Here is a 17,107-nt window from a genome sequence, read left to right as displayed (position 1 = left end):
TACTTCAAGCTTTATTTCTCTTAACGTCCTTATCTAACAATCTTTTTTAATAAATTTCTCTTCCCATCCTTAAGCTTATTAATATCATGATTTATACTATAAAGCCCAACTGAATATAGTACAATTGAAAGCCCTACACAAAGCCCTTTCACAAACTCATGAGTATTTAGAAAATCTCCTCCTAAAAAGTACATTAAAGATCCTATACTAGCAAAAAATAAACATTTATTAGACTTAATTTCTTTCATAAAAAACCCTCCTAAAATTTAGTTCTATAATAAAGCTTAAAAGCTCCCTTTGTAAGTGTTATAAAAATTAAAACTGCGGCTAAAGTCATAAATACTACTTGACTAAAAAATCCTGAAATAATAGTAGCTGTAGCAATTACACCTAAAGATACATTAATAACTCCGCCTCCGATTTTATCTCTAATTAACTTTTGTCTTTCATCATTTTCTTCAATATATACTTTTCTTAATTCTGTTTCACTTCTTAGTGCCTTTACATACTTGCCTATAGCAACTAACATAACAGCCTCAGCTCCTAGAGCTCCCCCTAGCTGGAATCCGCTAATAAAATCTCCAACATTAGAATTACCACCAGCAACCATATTTCTATATACCGCAGATAAAACTATGAAACAAATAGCTACGCCATTAAATCCACCCATATAAATTATTCTTTTCTTTAAAACACTTCTAAACTTATCCATTTTATAAATCCTCCACATCTGTAAAATCAAATACTTCTTCTATTGTCAATCCAAATATTTGAGCTATTTTATAAGCTAAAACCAAAGAAGCTGTATACTTCTCACGTTCTAATGAAGTAATAGTCTGCCTAGTTACCCCAACCGCCAATGCCAGTTCTTCCTGTGACATCTTGTGCTTTTTTCTTAATTCTTGAATTCTAGTTTTCATATACGTTCCTCCTTGCAAAGCACACTTTACATTTTTAGTATAGTATACTTTGCATTATTTGTAAAGTATACTTTGCAAAAAATTTAAAAAAAATAAAAACAGTACTGAATTAATCAGTACTGTTTCACTTAATTATTTTTTCCTTGAAGATATAATTAACATCATAGGCCTACGCAATTCCTCTAGCATTCCAGGAACTCTTTCAAGCATCTTCTCCTCTGGCTTTGGTTCAGTAACTCCTGTTATTTCAAAACCTGAATTAATGAGACAATTAATATAGGTTGTTAAAGTCTTATGATACTTTATTACTTCTTCCCCTAAAAACTTTGCCCTACGTGAACCTTCATAAAAATACCTATCCACTGGCCAGTGAATAGCGTTGCCTTCATCATCATAATGCCAATCCTGTTCACCACTTGCAGTAAATATAGGATGTTCTACGGAAAATATAAACTCTCCACCACTTGGAATATATTTATCTATTTTAGCTAAAATCTCCTCGAAGGATTCAATATAATGTAAAGCTAAAGAACTTATAACTACATCGAAAGAATTATCTTGAAAATCTATATCTTCTATCGGCATACAAATATACTGTACTTTACTATCATTAGTTTTGTTCTTAGCTTCATCTAACATCCTCTGTGAAATATCAACACCAACAGCTAATTTTGCTCCATTATCAATTGCATATCTACAGTGCCATCCAAAGCCACATCCTAAATCTAAAACCCTTTTTCCCTCAAAGTCAGGCAACATCTTCTTCAGCTCATGCCATTCTCCAGCACCTTCAAGCCCTTTCTTTGAACGATCCATATCCTTATATTTATTAAAAAAGTTATTATCATCATACTTATTTTCCTTCATCAATATCACCTCCTATACAATAATATTATATTTCTTTAATATAATTTAGCTCAAGTATATAGAATGGTTCTGTATTGTTTTATAAAAATAAAAAGCTAAAGCAATTTAACACTTCAGCTTTTGAGTATGGTATAACTAACAAATAACTTCATATCTTTCATTAACAAGGGCTTCTACAGTATTATCTATATCTTTATTTTTAACAAGGATATAATCTGTATCATAAGTAGAAATTGCAAATATAGTTATGCCCTTTTGAGCCAAAATTGTACTGATAGATGCCAGTATTCCTACTAAAGAAAAAACTAACGGACCCTTGATTTTAAGAATTCTCCAATCCCCTTCACACTTTACATCAGAAGGAATGAATTCTTCACTACAAACTATTGATAACTCATCAGCTGTTCTTGTTATAGAAAAAAAATCCCCGTTTTGTGCCCAATTAGGAATTAACTCATTTTTATCTAATCTACATACTCCGTATATCCCATCTAATAACTCCATCGTTAGTATTTTCTTATTCATCTTCTTATCCTTTCTCATTTAAATATACTTTATTTCTATAATTATATATTATACTGTTTTGAAGAAAATATTTAAATAGAAGGATGTAACTCTAATCTATTTCTTTTTTTCACCAAATTAATTCTAACCCTACACCTACTTCCTTCACTTTCAAACTCTTATACATTTCTGCTCTAACCTCAAAAGAAGTACAATGACAAGGATATAATTCATTAATATTATTCTCATTTAAGTAATCAATTGTATTTCTAACTTGCTCATCCACCTTAAATAGATGGAACCCGCCTATTACCCCTAGAACTCTATCATCTTTACAGACTTTTTTGGCATACTCAATAATATTACATATTCCACTATGGGAACATCCTGTAATTATAAATATTCCCTTCTTATTTTTATAAACAATTGCACTATCATCAACCACATAATCATCAATTAATTCGTTATCAACTACCTGTTTCCCGATTAACTTTCTAGATTCAAAGGAATTCATTTGTGGTATCTCTCCTAAGAAAGTTATATTTTCACTAAGCTTAACTGGTTCCTTTGATAAGTTCAGATTACACTTTTCTTTTAAGTCTTCCTTTAAAATGGGTGAACAGATTTTAATATTGCCTAAAGATTTTTCATTAAAAGCATCTGGATGTGCTGTAATAGTTATTTTATCTTTATTATTTTCTTCAAAATAATGTTTTAATCCACCAGTATGGTCATCATGTCCATGGGAAATTACTATATGGTCCAAATCACTTAAATCTATACCTAGTGCCTTAGAGTTTTTGATAAATAACTCTGAATATCCTAAATCAAATAATAATCTACTACCTTCGTCTTCAATGTAATATGATACCGCTGGTTCTCCACAATAATATTGATCAATATATGTGTTATTATCCACTAACACTTTTAGCTTCATATCTCTCTCCTTTTAATCATCCCAATATATTGATGATTATAATCTAAATTTAAGCATTAAATCAATGAGATTATATTTAGTAGAAGCTACTAAAGAATTTTTTAACATTCTATCTTTAAAGTATAAATTTATAATAAAACTTAGTTATGTACATATACTACACTAAGATATTAAAAATTTTAGAAAGAAGGTAGCAATATGGGTAAAATTAAAATTCAAGCTATAGACAATGCTCCATTACTTATTACAGGGGATTTAGGTGATGTAGAAATACTCGATGGTGAAGGAAATGTTATGGAAAAACCTCAAGGTGTATGGCCAGAGGGAAGATGTTATTTATGTAGATGTGGCTTAACAACAAATCCTCCATTTTGTTCTGGTGCCCATAAAGGTGTATTTAAAAATGAAGCAAGAGCTAAAAAATAAAATAATTAAGGTCACAATTGAAAAAACTAATCCTCAATTGTGACCTCAATTATTTTATGCTCAAATTTAGTGATTTAACTAATTGCTTACAGCTTCAGCCATGAAATTGTAAATCCCCGTATCACTTGGAACCCACATATTATTTTCTAAATTTAAATCTAGTGTAAGTGATTTAGGTTGTTCAATAAACACTCCGTTTGCAAATCCCTCGCTAACTATATCTGTTGATAACTTCATTAACTCTGCTTCTGATATAGATGGATTAGCAAAAACCGCTTCAGTGATTTTACCAGTACCATCATTAATTATTTTATCTAAATCGAAACCTTTTATTTTAACCTCAACTTTTGCAGTATCTTTATCTTGTGATATTTCGCTTACTTCATATTCCATTTTAGCTAGCCCTGTAAAGATAGAGTTCTTAAGTTTCTCTTGATCTTCCGCAGAAATCGTATTTCCAGTTGGGTCTTGAGCAAATGCCTGTACATATCCTTTTTCTAACTCATCTCTGAATTCCTTATAATCGGCATCACTCATACCTATCTTACTTATATTGGATTTATCATCCTTAAATATCATGTCTAATAGTATTTGTGTACCTTCCACTGGAGTTGTTTTAGGTTTTGAGCATGAAACCATGACAATAGAGAACATCATAATTGCTAATATAATACTCAATTTTTTTAAACTTTTCATTAATTTTTCCCCCTTATAACTTTTATCACATTTATAATTGTATTTTATAAACTGTGATTTATGACTTTTTTAACCATCATATTTCTTATATCGATTGTTTACATATTTTCTTTAATATTCCATGTAATATTTTGTATAAAAAATCATAAAAATGTACTATTTATATCTTAAATATTCTACTTTTTTATTTTTATTGCCTCTATACACAATATGGTATAATTTAAACAATAAAATCAAGTTAATTATGGGAGAATATATGAAAAAGATACTAAAATCAAAGAGAGCTATTATAATATTCGTACTTTTTATAGGTATTGTTTGGCAAGGAGTCATGCAAAAGTATGAAAATAATAAATATCAAGCTCCTGGAACATATGTTAACACTGGTAATTATGATGCTCATTGTTATGTTAAGGGTGATGGTGATAGCACTTTAGTTTTTATTACAGGCTCAGGCACACCTTCTGCTTATACAGATTTTTATTATTTACAAGACACTTTAGCTAAATACTCAAAAACAATCTCTTTTGACCATTCTGGATATGGTTGGAGTTCTAAAACAAAGGCTAGTAGGGATATAGATAATTTGACTTATGAATTATCCACTATAGTGAATTCTTTAAGCAAAGAAAATAAACCCCTAATATTAGTATGTCATTCTTTAGGCTCACTAGAAGCAATTAACTTTGCTCAAAGATATAAAGAAAAAGTTGCTGGAATAGTGTTTTTAGATGGGGGAAGCCCTGAATTTTATAGCACCTCTTCTGAAATATCCTCTATAGCTTTTAATAGAGGGACATCCCTTCTTCGTGTTTTAGGAATCAACAGGCTTTTAGGTAATTTCTCTTTACTTCTTCCACTGTATGGTGAAAATATAAGAAATAAAAACCTTCCAGAAAACTTAAAAGAAGTTGATAAGTCAATGTACTATAAATATACAGGGTCTTCAATAAACTTAGGCAATTTAAAATATATAAATGAAAATGCAAAAACAGTTCTCAATTATGGTTCTACTATCAATGTCCCAATACTTGTATTATCCTCTGATAGTGGAGAAGAGTGGACAAAGGTGCAAGAAGAGCTTTCATCTTGGTCAACAGATAGCCGTCATATAACACTTAAGGACTCACAACATTATATTCATTGGTCAAATTCTGATGAAGTGATAAGCTATATAAAAGAATTTACAGAGAAGCTTTCTAAATAATTAATATAGTCTTTTGCACTTTGATCTATTTCTTCACTGGTTACCTGAAATGAAGCTCCAAAGACAGCAAAATAAGGTAATGTTATAGCCCCAACATGCTTCATACTAGCCTTAAATGGTGTAATCACTTCATCAACTGTAAAAGAAACTGAACTTGTAGGTAAATAATTTTCTTTTTTATCTCCTATTGATAAAGCAATTCCAAACTTCTTATCTTTTAATTTATTTCCTTTTGAACCATATGCCCAACCATAGGTAAAAACATCATCAAACCACTTTTTCAATAAAGGCGGATAGCTATACCAATATAAAGGACACTGTAGAATTATATGATTATGTGCTTCAAGCAGTTGTTGTTCCCTTTCAACGTCAATATTCCAATCTGGATATTCTTTGTAAAGCTCGTGAACTATAATATCATTTGGATATTTCTCTAATTCCTCTTTCCACCTTTTATTTACTTTTGAATTATCAATGTCAGGGTGAGCTAATATTATAAGAGTTTTCATAAAATCACCAATCCTTTCTATCACATCTAATTATCTTAAATCCTTTCAATGCTTATTTTACAGCACTTGAAATTAGCTTTATAATTATTATTGTCCTAAAAATATATATTGTAAATACACACAATAAAGTCAGTAAGATACTTACTTTGAAGTGTGTATTACCATAATATAATCTGATAAACTATAATAAAATTGGAGGTGATATTTTGAAACAATATAATTTAGGAATTGAAGCAACTCTAGAAATCCTTGGTGGTAAGTGGAAAGCTTTAATTGTGTGTCTACTTATGTCTGGTGCTAAAAGAACCAGTGAGTTAGAACGTCTTATTCCAGATATCTCTCAAAAAGTACTAATACAACAACTTCGTGAACTAGAAAGAGATGGAATTGTGGGAAGAATAAATTATCATCAAATGCCACCAAAAGTTGAATACTATGTTACTGAATATGGAAAAACCGCTAATGAAATTATAGATGTAATGTGTACCTGGGGAAGAGAGAATATTAGACTTAGAAAACTCCAAGGAGAGGATATAAATCTATTAGAAAAATAATTACAACAAAATTTATATATAAAAATATTTTACGGAGGAGCTAACCAAATAATTAGGCTAAAAATAACTATTTATAGCTAACCTAACCAAAAAGTAGCTTCTCTCATCATCCATCTCAAAAACAGGCCTTGGTGAATAATTCTTTTTCATAACATCAATAATTTTAGATAAACCTGTAGCTTTTCCTTGTGCTAATTTCATAGCTTTTAAAAACTCACCTATTTTTCTATTTCTATATCTTCTTGCAAAAACTCTTCCCACATTAATATCCTCAAGCTTTATGGACTTGTCTGCACCTGGATAATTAATTATTATTATTTCATCTTTATATATTCTGACCTCAATAGGCTCGTTCCCTAAATAATCTCTGTGATAAACGCTATTAACCAAAGCTTCTTTAATGGCCTCATAAGGGTAACTAAACATTCTTACCGCTTCAGACTTATCATTAACTTTTATAAATTTCTCTTTTATAACCGAATTGCTAATGTATACTAAAGCACCTATTAACTGAGTATATATTGACCCTGTAAAAATCTTCTCCGTAAAATCTGCTTCAAAAGATTTCTTTGTAAAATCTATTACTTCAATCTGACACATAGGAAAAAACTTTTGAGGAGAATTACTAAACATAAGTAAACCTACATTTTTAACTTTAGAATTCTGAACTATCCCAAGCTTTTTCGCTAAAACTTCTAATGAAAACTTACTAACTTCCCAATAAAGCGCACTTTCTGATGCTCTAAAATATTCTTTAATTAAATCCCCACTGAGCTCTTCAATTCCTCCATTAATATTTACCTTGTCATCAAAGGGAATGACATAATTTTCTTCATAGATAATATCTCTAGTAGCTTTAGCTAAACCTGCACTTCTAGAAGCATTTAACTCAACCTTTTCTACAACAAATCCTCCTTGATCCTTTATAAACTTATAATAATGCCTTATAGAATCATCTATTATTCTGCTAATTCTAATATTGTCATGGGGATGGAGCATCCTCATCTCTTGAGCCATATTTACAGTGGACTTTCTAAGTCTTATATTTTTAGTTACACTATGATCCTCAACTTGTTTATCTAAATTAGTACTGTTTATGATTTTATCTTCACTTCCTAGTATTGTTTCACTTATAGATACTTTGCTCTCTTCTGTGTTCCTTACTTCTTCTTTAGGTTGTTCTTCAAAATAAAATTCTTCTATTACTCTTCCCTCAACCTCATCAGTATCATACCAAAGTGCCTCACTTAAAATATCGCTACTATCATTAACATCTATTTGTGTCTTAAGTCCTTTTTTCTTCTTACTCATAAACACCTTACCCCTCAAACTCTTTTATATATTTTATGCTCCACCTCCAAAATAATTTCTAACTTTTTGCGTAATTGCGCATTTGCGCATTTGCGCTTTTGATGTTTTGATGTTTTGATGTTTTGCGCAATTGCGCAATTGATTTTATTAATGCTTTAAATTGCTGTGAAATTCTCTATAAAACCGACAAATTCTATTTTATTAATTATTTTTGTAGCAGTAATCGACTTAATTCATAATATATTGTATATAAAAAAATAAGGAGGCTACGCTAATGGAAATAACTGATACCCTGAAGTCATTATCCCTAATAATCGAGATACAAAATGGTGTAAATGGCAAAGGGGAGGCAATTTTCAAGAAAAGAACGTTCTCCGGTATAAGACTAGATGCTCCCTATGAAAATATTTACAACGTGGCAGAAGCAATTTCAGAGATTTTAGAAACAGAAACTGGAGAATTTTTGCTTAACAAGATTATAAGCATTGAAAAAACTCCAGATGAAGAATAAGGAGGTGTAAGTTATGGAGAGATCTTTAACCCTAACCTTCGTGACATCAAATGGCAGCAAGGCAACTTTAACTATACAAGGTGTTAAAGATGGATTAACTAATGAGCAAGTTACGGCATTGATGGATGTTATTATAACTAATAATATCTTTCTTACTAAAAATGGATTATTATTAAGTCCATCTAAAGCTAAAGTTACTGAAACAAACTCACGTGAAATAGTCTAGTCTTATAAAATAAATGATCCCTATACATTAGACCTAAGAAATCTACTGTATAGGGATTTGTTTTTATTATTATCTATGGAACTGTACTTTCGACAAATTACATTTTCCAAACTAATTTTGTAACAATCTTCGACTTAAATCATATTATATTCTATATTTAATTTCCAAAAAGAATTAAGGAGATATATTTATGTCAGAAGATAAAACTAATTATTTATTAAGTAGGGCTATGAAAACACGTGAAGTGGTTAGTATTCCAGTTTCTTTATCTAAATCTATAGAAGGAAAGTACTTTGTAGGTCAGACTGAACCTTTACGTGTATGTAAGGGGGCAGACGCTTGGTCAGGTTTAGTAAATCCTCGTAATTCTGATGTCATATTATTCGTAAATGTATTTACTATTTCTAATTTTTCTGATGAACATTTAACTGCCGAAATATGGCTTAACGCTAGTCTTCCTGAGAATTTAGATAAATCATATAATGTTTCTCCAACCAATACTGCACTAAAACCTCTTCCTAAAAATAGGGTTAACATTCTATCTTCAGATTCTGATATAGTTACTCCTAAAAAAGGAATTAATGTTTATAAAAGAATTGTACAACCTAACGAAACATTAGTTGCTGAAGAAGACGGAAAATTTATTATAGCTCCAGGTGGAAACTATTCGTTAATCATAAAGTCAACTAATTTAAATCATAGCAAAGTTGTAGTTGCATTTGGTTGTTGGGAAGAAGAAATATGCTAAAATAAACAAAGGATCCCTATATGGTAGATTTTTAACTACTGTATAGGGATTTGTTTTAGCTTCTATAAATTTAGTAGCTCTTTTTTCTTTTTATCAAATTCTTCTTGGGTTAATGCTCCCATATCCAGCAACTGCTTATATTTTATTAATTCATCTGCCGGAGATGTAGAGTTTACTGCGTTCCCCCTATGTGAAGTTTTCAGTTCCTTATATATTTGCACTTCTTTATTAACTGTATCAGCAAAAAAGCTTACAGTTACATTTGGTACATTCTGTATAGCTCTTGTAACAGCTCCATCTGTAATAGCTATTTTACCAAGTCCTAATCCTTTATAATGGGATATACTATTAATTTTATCTAATGGAATATCTATTAATCTTAATCCATAAAGCATACCTTTATCCAGCATTAATACACGTCTATCAGTACACACTATAATCCATGTATTACCTTCAGTAAAACCACTGGTTATGGCTTTAATATGTTCATCTTTATTAAGTACATTTGGTAACTCCATTATTTCTTTTTTAGTTCCCCAATCATCCTTATATGGCAAGCTTTCTATTTCTTTTTGAATATCAGCGGCACTTTTCTTATTTACTTTTCTATTTTTGTCTCCATAATTCTCTTTTAGATATTCCGTAGCTATTTCGCCTTCTTTTTTGTACTTATTAGAATATACTAAATTTATAATTTTACCTCTTACAGTAATTTGTATCAATCCATTTGTGGCAAAAGTAGGTCTAGAAAATACATCCACTGCCTGTATTTCTGTAAGCAATATTTCTCTTTTATTATAAATTATCCTATCTCTAAGTAACGTCCATGGCTTTTGCATCATAGCTTTAAACCTTAAATTCATTTCATTATTAAAATCCATTACTTTACTCCTATATCAGTATAATTTATTTATATAATCTTATCACAACTATGCTTATTTTTCTATTTACTGATACTTCCATCTAATAATATTGATTTTCTTATACATAACAAAATTTTTACCTATATAAACATTTTATATTTCCCACTTTATTCCTCTATATATTTTCTACATAATTATGGTATAATTCTAAAGTACAATTTCATAGTTGAATGTGGGCTACTGGTATCACTCTACCTCTTTTATGGAAGGGGGTGATACTTATGAGTAACGATGATTTAATGTTACTATTTACAGCAGGTATGTTCTTATTAGCACTATTAACATTTATAGTGTTACTTATAGAAAAAATCTCAAAAAAATAGTAGCCCCACATCGCAATTGGAAAGCTACTATTTTTACACAAAAATAAGTGATACCAGTTGCCTGAGCAACTATAGTTGTATATAGTAGAGTGTTAGCGCACTCTACTTTTTTATCTCTCATTTACGCCTATAAGCGTAAATTCAATTAACTAAATTAAAAATTTAGTATCTTATTTATATTATATCAAATTTTAATAAAAAATAAACAAATAAATTTTTATCAAGTATATTACATCTATTGTTTCTTATTTATTATATTCCAAAAGTCAGCTTCATTTATTATATCAATTCCAAATTCTTGAGCCTTAGTTAACTTACTTCCTGCATTTTCACCTACCACAAGCATATCAGTTTTCTTACTAACACTATCTATACTTATAGCTCCATATCTAATTGCAATAGATCTCATCTCGGCCCTATCTTCTTTCATGTCTCCAGTAAAAACTATTCTTTTATTGTTAAATATATTCTCTATAATATTATCTTTAGCATACTCTAATTTTTTTCTGTCTTCTTCTCTCTTTTTACTATCATTTTCATAATTCCTTACTCTTTTTTCTTTTTTATCTTCTCTGTATTCTCCTAACGATATCCACTTTTCAATCTTAACTATTTTTAATATTTCTAATAAATCCAAAACATCCTGCATTGCATTATGAGATTGCTCTTGCTTTATACCATAGTGATTTAGTAGATATTCGAGCTTATAACTCTCCAAGGTTTCCTTAGATTTTATATTATCTCTACTACAATAAAATTCTTGTTTATCATCTACCCAATTCCAATATCTTAGGAATCTTCTATCAAAACTAGCGTTATGTGCAATTATAGGGCATTTATGCTTTGATATGAAATTTTTGAAATTTTCTTTTGATACTTCATCTTTTTCAATTGCTTCTAATCCCGCTCCATATCCTTGCTTATATTTTTCTTCATCATTTATAATTGCAAGGTGAAGGCTATCAACTACTCTAAAATCTTCAACCGCAATTACAGCCACTTCCCTTATCCCATCTTCCGATTTAAAACTCATTGGTGTTTCAATATCTAAAATTATAAATTTCTCTTTTTTCTGCATATCTAAAAAATAGTCAGGATGAATACTATGCAATTCTCCATTTATGTATAATATAATTTCATTACCATCTACATATCCTGCTACATCACATTCTACAGCCTCTTTAGTATAGGCTCCTTTATAGTAGAATTTCTTTATTTCCATAGCTTTAGGTGAAATAAGCTTCCATTCTTTTAGCTTTTCCATTTTTTCTTTTTCTGAATCAAACGCTCTCCATTCTCTTGTTGGATTTATCAATATTATTCTCCTCCTATAATTTTATGAAATAAAAATAACTTGTCCACTGTTCTATTAATTATAGTTTTCTGTAATTCTTCTAAATAATCTTGTATTTGAAGTAATTCTGCTTTATATTCTGCTTCTTTTTTCTTATCTTTTAATGAGGTATTATATTTTACTATTAGACTGTTAATACTTTCTTCAGTTATCCAATTATATATTTTAGACATATTTTCTTTCAGTTCTTGAATCTTACTCTCTTTATTCTCAGATATTTTTAGACTTTCTATTATATTTATTGTCGTAGCCCTACTTGAGCAGATAATTCTAAAATTCTCTGATACCTTATCTATATCTATATCTCTTCTCTTGTCCTTATCTTTAGTCCATTTATTATTTATACTGTTTATTATTTGTTGCTCTATTGCCTCTAGCATTCATCCCACTCCCCACATAACATTACATATATTAATATTATACTATTTTTCCATATTAATCAAAATAGCATATTAACCCTTGTATAAAAATAAAAAAATAGTAGCTTTAATTTCTAACACTAAAGCTACTATTTTTAACTATAAATATTCAATTTATACGATAAGCCACCAATCTAAAAAATCTTCCTATATTTTTAAATGAAGCTATGTTGCAAAGTAGTTCTGTAAATTTTCCAAACTTCCTATAAAATAAGTTAAATGCTAAAAATGGAATCCATTGTTTTTTAGATTTTGGGAGTCTTTTTATTATATTTTTGAAGGTATATATTTCTTTATAGATCCATAAGTAACCATTATATAGTTCTTCTGGTGTTATGTTCTTAGGTTTATATACCACATGTGAGGTATTATAATTTGATAGGTTAAAGTCTACAATTCTATTTTCTTTTAATAATGATTCATATAGTTTTGTTCCAGGATAGGGGGTAAGGATATGTGAGGTTACTGTTTCTATCTTGTTTTTAACTATCCATTCTAAGGTGTCTTTAAATACAGAGGCATCATCTTCATCTAATCCAAATACAAAACTTGCATTTATCATTATTCCTCTTTTATGAACTTCCTCCACAAGTTTTTCATATCTTTTTACACTGTTTTGTATTTTGTGAACACTTGCTATCGATTTGCTGTTTATGCTTTCAAAACCTATAAATAGACTTTCACACCCAGCTTCCTTCATCTCATCTAATAGTTCTGGCATATTCCCTATATTAGAGGTAACAGCAGCATTCCACTTTAATTTAAGAGGTTTAATTTCCACTAACAGCCTTCTTGTCCATGGTGGATTTCCTATAAAGTTATCATCAATAAACATTATATGCTTTGTTTTTAAAGCTTTTATATCCTTAATTACATCCTCTACTGGTCTATTTATATATGTTCTAAGTCCACTTTTGCAGCTATTATAACAAAAATCACATTCGAAGGGGCAACCTCTACTTGTACTAATTATGTTGGTGTATAAGTATTTATTAGTATCAATAATCTCATACTTTGGTGATACTATTTCACTTCCTTCTATATTGTGCATATCAGAGTATATCTTTTTTAGGGAGTTATTTTCTTTATCTTTAAGAATTTTTCCCCAAACTCTCTCAGCCATTCCAACACATATTACATCAAACCTCCTACTAGCACTTTCTGGATCTGCGGTAATATGTATCCCACCTGCTACTACTGTTACTCCACGCTTTTGAAATTCTTTGGATATTTCCACAGCTCTATTCATAACATCTACAGTAACAGTTATGGCTACCAAATCTACAGCCTCATCAAAATTTATACTCTCAATGTTCTCATTTTCAATAATAACTTCATGCTTTTTTGGAGTAAGATTAGCTATTGTTAATAAAGCTAATGAGGGAGACATTCTTGTTTTTAATTTTGTATCCATAGGTCTTTGGCGCATTGCAGGTTGAATTAACTTTATCTTCATATATTACCTCACATAATTTAATTACTAACTTATTTTATAAGCATCATGAAATGTCCTTTAAGCTGAATTTTCTTACTGCTAAGCTAACTAAACCAGGAATATAGATAAGTATGTAGACAATCATCCATATACTTGGAGCTGTACTTGTTATCCCTCCTGAGCCCATAAAAGGACCTGTAATACCAATATTTCTAAATATGGACGAAATCATCTGCCTGTATATTATATCGAAGGGTGAAATCAAGCTAGAAATAATCCCTAGATTTATAAGACTTTGATTTGAGAGCATGGAACCTACCTGTTCCATTACTCCACCTATAAGTCCTAAAATATATATTGAAATAACAAATATTCCATTGCTTAGTGTTTTAAATGAAGCACTTCCTAAAATAGAAAGAGCAAGAATAGCTATTGGTTCCAAAGTAAAAAATAAAAGACCTTTTATTATATTTAGTGGTTCAAGGCTATTTACTATGGGAAGCTTAAATATTGTACATATTGTAATTATTGATATAAAGAGAAAAACTGAATATATCACTGATAGGGCTCCAAGTCCAAGATATTTTCCAATTACATAACTAGATCGTTTAATTGGACGTGTTATTATAGAATGTATTACACCACTTTCAATTTCTGAAGAAATTGAACCTATAGATGCCATAATTGTGAGAAATGCCACAAGCATACTTGAAAAATAAAACCCTAAAAATGATATTATATTTGAAGCTACATCAAGAGCATTTATTGTATTTAAAGTTCCAGCTCTTGCAAGGTCATCTACTGCAAAATGAGTGATTACCCCAAATAATGTAAGGTAAACAAGAGTAAGTGCTGCAACAAGTATTAATATTTTTTTCCTTAAAGCCTCCTTAAAGGATGCTGCTGCTATTGCAATCACCTTTGCTCACCCCCTTCTATCAAGTTTAAGAACACATTTTCAAGTGAAACTTTCTTTGGTGACAGTTCGAATAGTCTTCCTCCTCCATTAACTATTATAGATGCTATGCAATTTATGTCAGTTTTGCTCTTAATTTGCATATTTAGCTTGTTGTTTGATTGTGTAAGCGAACTATCAAACTCTTTAAGCTTACTTAAAATTTCATTACTTAAATTTTCTGCTTGTATCTCAAGAATTAACTTGCTTTCAAGTATGTCATCCATTTTTCCGTACTTAATTATACTGCCCCTTTTAATTATAGCCGCACTATCACACACAGCTTCAACCTCACTTAGAAGATGACTGTTAAGTAATACTGTTTTCCCCTTAGACTTCAAGGTAGTCATTATTTCCCTTACCTCTTTTCTACCCACAGGGTCAAGTGCTGAAGTAGGTTCATCTAAAAAAAGCAGATCTGGATCTGTTAAAAGAGCACATGCTAATCCAATACGTTGCTGCATGCCCTTGCTATAGGTGCCTACACGATAACTCTCATGCCCTTTAAGTTTGACAATATCAAGAACTTCTTCTATCTTTGATACAGCACTTTTTTTGTCCAACTTATATAAGGAAGCATGGAAGTTTAGAAGGTCTTCACCTGTCATCCAATCCTGATATTTAAAGTTTTCAGGCAGATATCCTATTTTCTTTCTTACATCGATATCTCCAACAGGCTTACCCAATACAAATGCTTTTCCACTGGTTGGAAATAATAAACCTACCATCATTTTTATAAATGTACTTTTTCCTGCCCCATTAGGACCAAGAAATCCAAAAATTTCTCCCGCACCTACTGATATTGATATGTCTTTACAGCCAATTTTATTTCCATAATATTTTGTTAAACTTTCTGTCTCTATTACCATCCTATCACCTCATAAGCAAAGCTTTATTTAACAGATTTTGCAATCTTTAAAAGCTCCTCACTGTCTACTTGTCCGGATACAACATAGATAATACCCTTATCGTACCAAATTACCGCTGATTCAGAGTTCTCTTCTGAATTTCCATAATCCTTAGACATATATCCTTTTGCACCGTTTATATTAACTTCTGTCATTTCTGATTCTATCACTGGAATATAAAGAGTGTTTTTCCAATCCTTCATAGACTTAAGCTGTGATTGTAGCCTTTGAGGAATTATAGGCATTTCTACAACTGCATCATACACTGCGTCAATATCCACATCATCAGGTACTGTTATTTCTGGAGATTTTGTCTCCATAATTGTTATAGGTTTATTGTTTATACTGTAGTTCATAGTCACCTGAGAAGCAAAATCTATTTTAAAAGTCTTACCATCAATATTTGCTGGCAGAAGTTTTGTAGCTCCATAGGATTTCATTATTTCATTTACATTCTCTGCCTTCAGTGTGAACTCAATAGCTGTAGGTTCAACAACATTAACACTTGGTACTACCCCATCAAGAACTGATGGAAAAGCTACTATAACATCTGTAATGTTTTTTACATCTTCTTTTGAAGAAACTTTCTTCTGTCCTCCTTGTACCTTTATGTTTCCCATCTTTTCAAGGTTTATCTCTCCCTGCCCACTTGAAAGCTTACTCTGAATCTGTTGAATATCATCAAGAGTTACAGTTACTCCTTTTAAATCCTGAGCCCTAAAAATAGATAGTGTTTTTGAAATTGCTGCATTAACAGTTTGACCATTTATAATTGCTACAGCTAGTATTGCTGTACAGATTAAAGCTATAGTTTTTTTATTCTTTAACATATAGATAAACTCTCCTTTATTTTTCATATTTACACATTGTTTTTTTTATTTCAAGCTGCACACTAAAGTGTATACTATAATTTTTAATACTATTTTTTAGAAAGCATGACTTCTTCTTTCAAAAACAGCTGATAAGATTGCACTCATACAATTTACTAAAAATACAATTAACCCAAAAAGTAAAATCCCTGGCGAGTCATCTTTATCTGCCATAAGAAATAATAAAGGCATTCCTAATACATATAAAAAACTAACTGTAAGTGAAGAATATTTTATGTTTCTTAAAGTCTCTAAATACAATTCAGAAGAAACTTTATTCTTCATATAACTAAAAAGTTTTATAACCTGATAAACCCCAAAGCAAAAAGGTATCATTGCTCCATACAATCCTATAAAACCTAGATATTTTATGTAATTGGATACTGGAATAACTTCTGCAAGACCACTCATTACCCAAGGTAACAGTAATATAAATAAACTAACCATAGGAATTACAATAACAAAACTAACTACCTTTAATAAAAATGTTGAATTTCTTTTCATA

Annotated in this window: 24 protein-coding genes; 7 read left to right on the top strand and 17 right to left on the bottom strand. The window is 30.2% G+C overall.

Annotation, left to right across the window (positions count from 1 at the left end; genetic code table 11):
- Window positions 1-29: 29 nt before the first annotated feature.
- The 6 genes from P8F83_RS20230 to P8F83_RS20205 all read right to left on the bottom strand — a co-directional run bounded on the left by P8F83_RS20230 (window position 30) and on the right by P8F83_RS20205 (window position 3,228).
- Window positions 30-248, bottom strand: coding sequence for a hypothetical protein (locus P8F83_RS20230; protein ID WP_315112102.1), 219 nt, complete (start codon window positions 246-248; stop codon window positions 30-32).
- Window positions 249-259: 11 nt separating this feature from the next.
- Window positions 260-712 (bottom strand): hypothetical protein, encoded by a 453-nt coding sequence (locus P8F83_RS20225; RefSeq protein ID WP_326512424.1) that lies wholly within the window; start codon window positions 710-712, stop codon window positions 260-262.
- 1 nt (window position 713) lies between these two features.
- Complete coding sequence (locus tag P8F83_RS20220) at window positions 714-920, bottom strand: helix-turn-helix transcriptional regulator (RefSeq protein ID WP_315112099.1); 207 nt, start codon at window positions 918-920, stop codon at window positions 714-716.
- A 132-nt stretch (window positions 921-1,052) separates the two neighbouring features.
- Window positions 1,053-1,787: a class I SAM-dependent methyltransferase gene (locus P8F83_RS20215; RefSeq protein ID WP_326512423.1), complete on the bottom strand. Its 735-nt coding sequence runs from the start codon at window positions 1,785-1,787 to the stop codon at window positions 1,053-1,055.
- A 135-nt stretch (window positions 1,788-1,922) separates the two neighbouring features.
- The gene (locus P8F83_RS20210; RefSeq protein WP_021803744.1) at window positions 1,923-2,312 is read right to left on the bottom strand and encodes an ACT domain-containing protein; all 390 of its coding nucleotides are present in this window, start codon (window positions 2,310-2,312) and stop codon (window positions 1,923-1,925) included.
- A 109-nt stretch (window positions 2,313-2,421) separates the two neighbouring features.
- On the bottom strand, window positions 2,422-3,228 hold the full coding sequence (locus tag P8F83_RS20205) for an MBL fold metallo-hydrolase (RefSeq protein WP_326512422.1): 807 nt from the start codon (window positions 3,226-3,228) through the stop codon (window positions 2,422-2,424).
- Window positions 3,229-3,426: 198 nt separating this feature from the next.
- On the opposite strand from P8F83_RS20205, the gene P8F83_RS20200 reads away from it, so the two are divergent.
- Window positions 3,427-3,654, top strand: coding sequence for a CDGSH iron-sulfur domain-containing protein (locus P8F83_RS20200; protein ID WP_315112089.1), 228 nt, complete (start codon window positions 3,427-3,429; stop codon window positions 3,652-3,654).
- Window positions 3,655-3,732: 78 nt separating this feature from the next.
- Here P8F83_RS20200 and P8F83_RS20195 read toward each other — a convergent pair whose 3' ends face one another.
- Window positions 3,733-4,350: a DUF5105 domain-containing protein gene (locus P8F83_RS20195; protein ID WP_315112086.1), complete on the bottom strand. Its 618-nt coding sequence runs from the start codon at window positions 4,348-4,350 to the stop codon at window positions 3,733-3,735.
- 256 nt (window positions 4,351-4,606) lie between these two features.
- Here P8F83_RS20195 and P8F83_RS20190 point away from each other — a divergent pair, with 256 nt between their 5' ends.
- Window positions 4,607-5,557, top strand: a complete 951-nt coding sequence (locus P8F83_RS20190) for an alpha/beta fold hydrolase (protein ID WP_326512421.1) — start codon at window positions 4,607-4,609, stop codon at window positions 5,555-5,557.
- Here P8F83_RS20190 and P8F83_RS20185 read toward each other — a convergent pair.
- Window positions 5,521-6,066: an NAD(P)H-dependent oxidoreductase gene (locus P8F83_RS20185; protein ID WP_326512420.1), complete on the bottom strand. Its 546-nt coding sequence runs from the start codon at window positions 6,064-6,066 to the stop codon at window positions 5,521-5,523. The two genes, P8F83_RS20190 and P8F83_RS20185, sit on opposite strands and share 37 nt — an antisense overlap.
- A 206-nt stretch (window positions 6,067-6,272) precedes the next feature.
- Between P8F83_RS20185 and P8F83_RS20180 the strand changes: the two genes are divergently transcribed.
- Window positions 6,273-6,620, top strand: coding sequence for a winged helix-turn-helix transcriptional regulator (locus P8F83_RS20180; RefSeq protein ID WP_326512419.1), 348 nt, complete (start codon window positions 6,273-6,275; stop codon window positions 6,618-6,620).
- A 57-nt stretch (window positions 6,621-6,677) separates the two neighbouring features.
- Here the strand turns inward: P8F83_RS20180 and P8F83_RS20175 are convergent, their stop codons facing one another.
- Window positions 6,678-7,931: an ATP-binding protein gene (locus P8F83_RS20175; RefSeq protein WP_326512418.1), complete on the bottom strand. Its 1,254-nt coding sequence runs from the start codon at window positions 7,929-7,931 to the stop codon at window positions 6,678-6,680.
- A 274-nt stretch (window positions 7,932-8,205) separates the two neighbouring features.
- Between P8F83_RS20175 and P8F83_RS20170 the strand changes: the two genes are divergently transcribed.
- From P8F83_RS20170 to P8F83_RS20160, 3 genes are all read left to right on the top strand, one after another.
- Window positions 8,206-8,442: a DUF1659 domain-containing protein gene (locus P8F83_RS20170; protein ID WP_181602137.1), complete on the top strand. Its 237-nt coding sequence runs from the start codon at window positions 8,206-8,208 to the stop codon at window positions 8,440-8,442.
- Between the two features lie 13 nt (window positions 8,443-8,455).
- Entirely contained in the window at window positions 8,456-8,668 is a 213-nt protein-coding gene (locus P8F83_RS20165; RefSeq protein WP_181602136.1) for a DUF2922 domain-containing protein, read from the top strand.
- Between the two features lie 190 nt (window positions 8,669-8,858).
- Complete coding sequence (locus P8F83_RS20160) at window positions 8,859-9,416, top strand: DUF6143 family protein (RefSeq protein WP_326512417.1); 558 nt, start codon at window positions 8,859-8,861, stop codon at window positions 9,414-9,416.
- Window positions 9,417-9,478: 62 nt separating this feature from the next.
- On the opposite strand, the gene P8F83_RS20155 is transcribed toward P8F83_RS20160, so the two are convergent.
- A complete protein-coding gene (locus tag P8F83_RS20155; RefSeq protein ID WP_326512416.1) occupies window positions 9,479-10,297 on the bottom strand; it encodes a PH domain-containing protein in 819 nt (272 codons plus the stop codon).
- 263 nt (window positions 10,298-10,560) lie between these two features.
- Here P8F83_RS20155 and P8F83_RS20150 point away from each other — a divergent pair, with 263 nt between their 5' ends.
- Window positions 10,561-10,662, top strand: a complete 102-nt coding sequence (locus P8F83_RS20150) for a putative holin-like toxin (RefSeq protein ID WP_073022188.1) — start codon at window positions 10,561-10,563, stop codon at window positions 10,660-10,662.
- Window positions 10,663-10,897: 235 nt separating this feature from the next.
- Here the strand turns inward: P8F83_RS20150 and P8F83_RS20145 are convergent, their stop codons facing one another.
- The 7 genes from P8F83_RS20145 to P8F83_RS20115 all read right to left on the bottom strand — a co-directional run bounded on the left by P8F83_RS20145 (window position 10,898) and on the right by P8F83_RS20115 (window position 17,106).
- Window positions 10,898-11,977 (bottom strand): 3'-5' exonuclease, encoded by a 1,080-nt coding sequence (locus tag P8F83_RS20145; protein WP_326512415.1) that lies wholly within the window; start codon window positions 11,975-11,977, stop codon window positions 10,898-10,900.
- Between the two features lie 2 nt (window positions 11,978-11,979).
- Entirely contained in the window at window positions 11,980-12,396 is a 417-nt protein-coding gene (locus P8F83_RS20140) for a hypothetical protein (protein WP_286910936.1), read from the bottom strand.
- A gap of 148 nt (window positions 12,397-12,544) precedes the next feature.
- Window positions 12,545-13,891 (bottom strand): B12-binding domain-containing radical SAM protein, encoded by a 1,347-nt coding sequence (locus P8F83_RS20135; protein WP_326512414.1) that lies wholly within the window; start codon window positions 13,889-13,891, stop codon window positions 12,545-12,547.
- Between the two features lie 43 nt (window positions 13,892-13,934).
- Window positions 13,935-14,789 carry an ABC transporter permease gene (locus P8F83_RS20130; RefSeq protein ID WP_326512413.1) on the bottom strand — a complete coding sequence of 285 codons (855 nt, stop codon included), beginning with the start codon at window positions 14,787-14,789 and terminating at the stop codon, window positions 13,935-13,937.
- Window positions 14,786-15,694, bottom strand: coding sequence for an ABC transporter ATP-binding protein (locus P8F83_RS20125; RefSeq protein WP_326512412.1), 909 nt, complete (start codon window positions 15,692-15,694; stop codon window positions 14,786-14,788). The genes P8F83_RS20130 and P8F83_RS20125 overlap by 4 nt, the downstream gene beginning before the upstream one ends.
- A 23-nt stretch (window positions 15,695-15,717) precedes the next feature.
- On the bottom strand, window positions 15,718-16,563 hold the full coding sequence (locus P8F83_RS20120) for a DUF4367 domain-containing protein (protein ID WP_326512411.1): 846 nt from the start codon (window positions 16,561-16,563) through the stop codon (window positions 15,718-15,720).
- Window positions 16,564-16,659: 96 nt separating this feature from the next.
- Window positions 16,660-17,106: a DUF2975 domain-containing protein gene (locus P8F83_RS20115; protein ID WP_315112056.1), complete on the bottom strand. Its 447-nt coding sequence runs from the start codon at window positions 17,104-17,106 to the stop codon at window positions 16,660-16,662.
- Window position 17,107 lies beyond the last annotated feature (1 nt).

The sequence above is a fragment of the Clostridium intestinale genome (assembly GCF_035905475.1).
Lineage (GTDB): Bacteria > Bacillota > Clostridia > Clostridiales > Clostridiaceae > Clostridium_T > Clostridium_T intestinale.
Note: the sequence above shows the minus strand (reverse complement) of the source record. Positions and strands in the feature narration are given on the sequence as shown.

Coding starts and splice junctions, on each gene's coding strand:
- P8F83_RS20230 (WP_315112102.1), bottom strand. CDS start 248: ATGAAAGAAATTAAGTCTAATAAATGTTTATTTTTTGCTAGTATAGGA.
- P8F83_RS20225 (WP_326512424.1), bottom strand. CDS start 712: ATGGATAAGTTTAGAAGTGTTTTAAAGAAAAGAATAATTTATATGGGT.
- P8F83_RS20220 (WP_315112099.1), bottom strand. CDS start 920: ATGAAAACTAGAATTCAAGAATTAAGAAAAAAGCACAAGATGTCACAG.
- P8F83_RS20215 (WP_326512423.1), bottom strand. CDS start 1,787: ATGAAGGAAAATAAGTATGATGATAATAACTTTTTTAATAAATATAAG.
- P8F83_RS20210 (WP_021803744.1), bottom strand. CDS start 2,312: ATGAATAAGAAAATACTAACGATGGAGTTATTAGATGGGATATACGGA.
- P8F83_RS20205 (WP_326512422.1), bottom strand. CDS start 3,228: ATGAAGCTAAAAGTGTTAGTGGATAATAACACATATATTGATCAATAT.
- P8F83_RS20200 (WP_315112089.1), top strand. CDS start 3,427: ATGGGTAAAATTAAAATTCAAGCTATAGACAATGCTCCATTACTTATT.
- P8F83_RS20195 (WP_315112086.1), bottom strand. CDS start 4,350: ATGAAAAGTTTAAAAAAATTGAGTATTATATTAGCAATTATGATGTTC.
- P8F83_RS20190 (WP_326512421.1), top strand. CDS start 4,607: ATGAAAAAGATACTAAAATCAAAGAGAGCTATTATAATATTCGTACTT.
- P8F83_RS20185 (WP_326512420.1), bottom strand. CDS start 6,066: ATGAAAACTCTTATAATATTAGCTCACCCTGACATTGATAATTCAAAA.
- P8F83_RS20175 (WP_326512418.1), bottom strand. CDS start 7,931: ATGAGTAAGAAGAAAAAAGGACTTAAGACACAAATAGATGTTAATGAT.
- P8F83_RS20170 (WP_181602137.1), top strand. CDS start 8,206: ATGGAAATAACTGATACCCTGAAGTCATTATCCCTAATAATCGAGATA.
- P8F83_RS20165 (WP_181602136.1), top strand. CDS start 8,456: ATGGAGAGATCTTTAACCCTAACCTTCGTGACATCAAATGGCAGCAAG.
- P8F83_RS20160 (WP_326512417.1), top strand. CDS start 8,859: ATGTCAGAAGATAAAACTAATTATTTATTAAGTAGGGCTATGAAAACA.
- P8F83_RS20155 (WP_326512416.1), bottom strand. CDS start 10,297: ATGGATTTTAATAATGAAATGAATTTAAGGTTTAAAGCTATGATGCAA.
- P8F83_RS20150 (WP_073022188.1), top strand. CDS start 10,561: ATGAGTAACGATGATTTAATGTTACTATTTACAGCAGGTATGTTCTTA.
- P8F83_RS20140 (WP_286910936.1), bottom strand. CDS start 12,396: ATGCTAGAGGCAATAGAGCAACAAATAATAAACAGTATAAATAATAAA.
- P8F83_RS20135 (WP_326512414.1), bottom strand. CDS start 13,891: ATGAAGATAAAGTTAATTCAACCTGCAATGCGCCAAAGACCTATGGAT.
- P8F83_RS20125 (WP_326512412.1), bottom strand. CDS start 15,694: ATGGTAATAGAGACAGAAAGTTTAACAAAATATTATGGAAATAAAATT.
- P8F83_RS20120 (WP_326512411.1), bottom strand. CDS start 16,563: ATGTTAAAGAATAAAAAAACTATAGCTTTAATCTGTACAGCAATACTA.
- P8F83_RS20115 (WP_315112056.1), bottom strand. CDS start 17,106: ATGAAAAGAAATTCAACATTTTTATTAAAGGTAGTTAGTTTTGTTATT.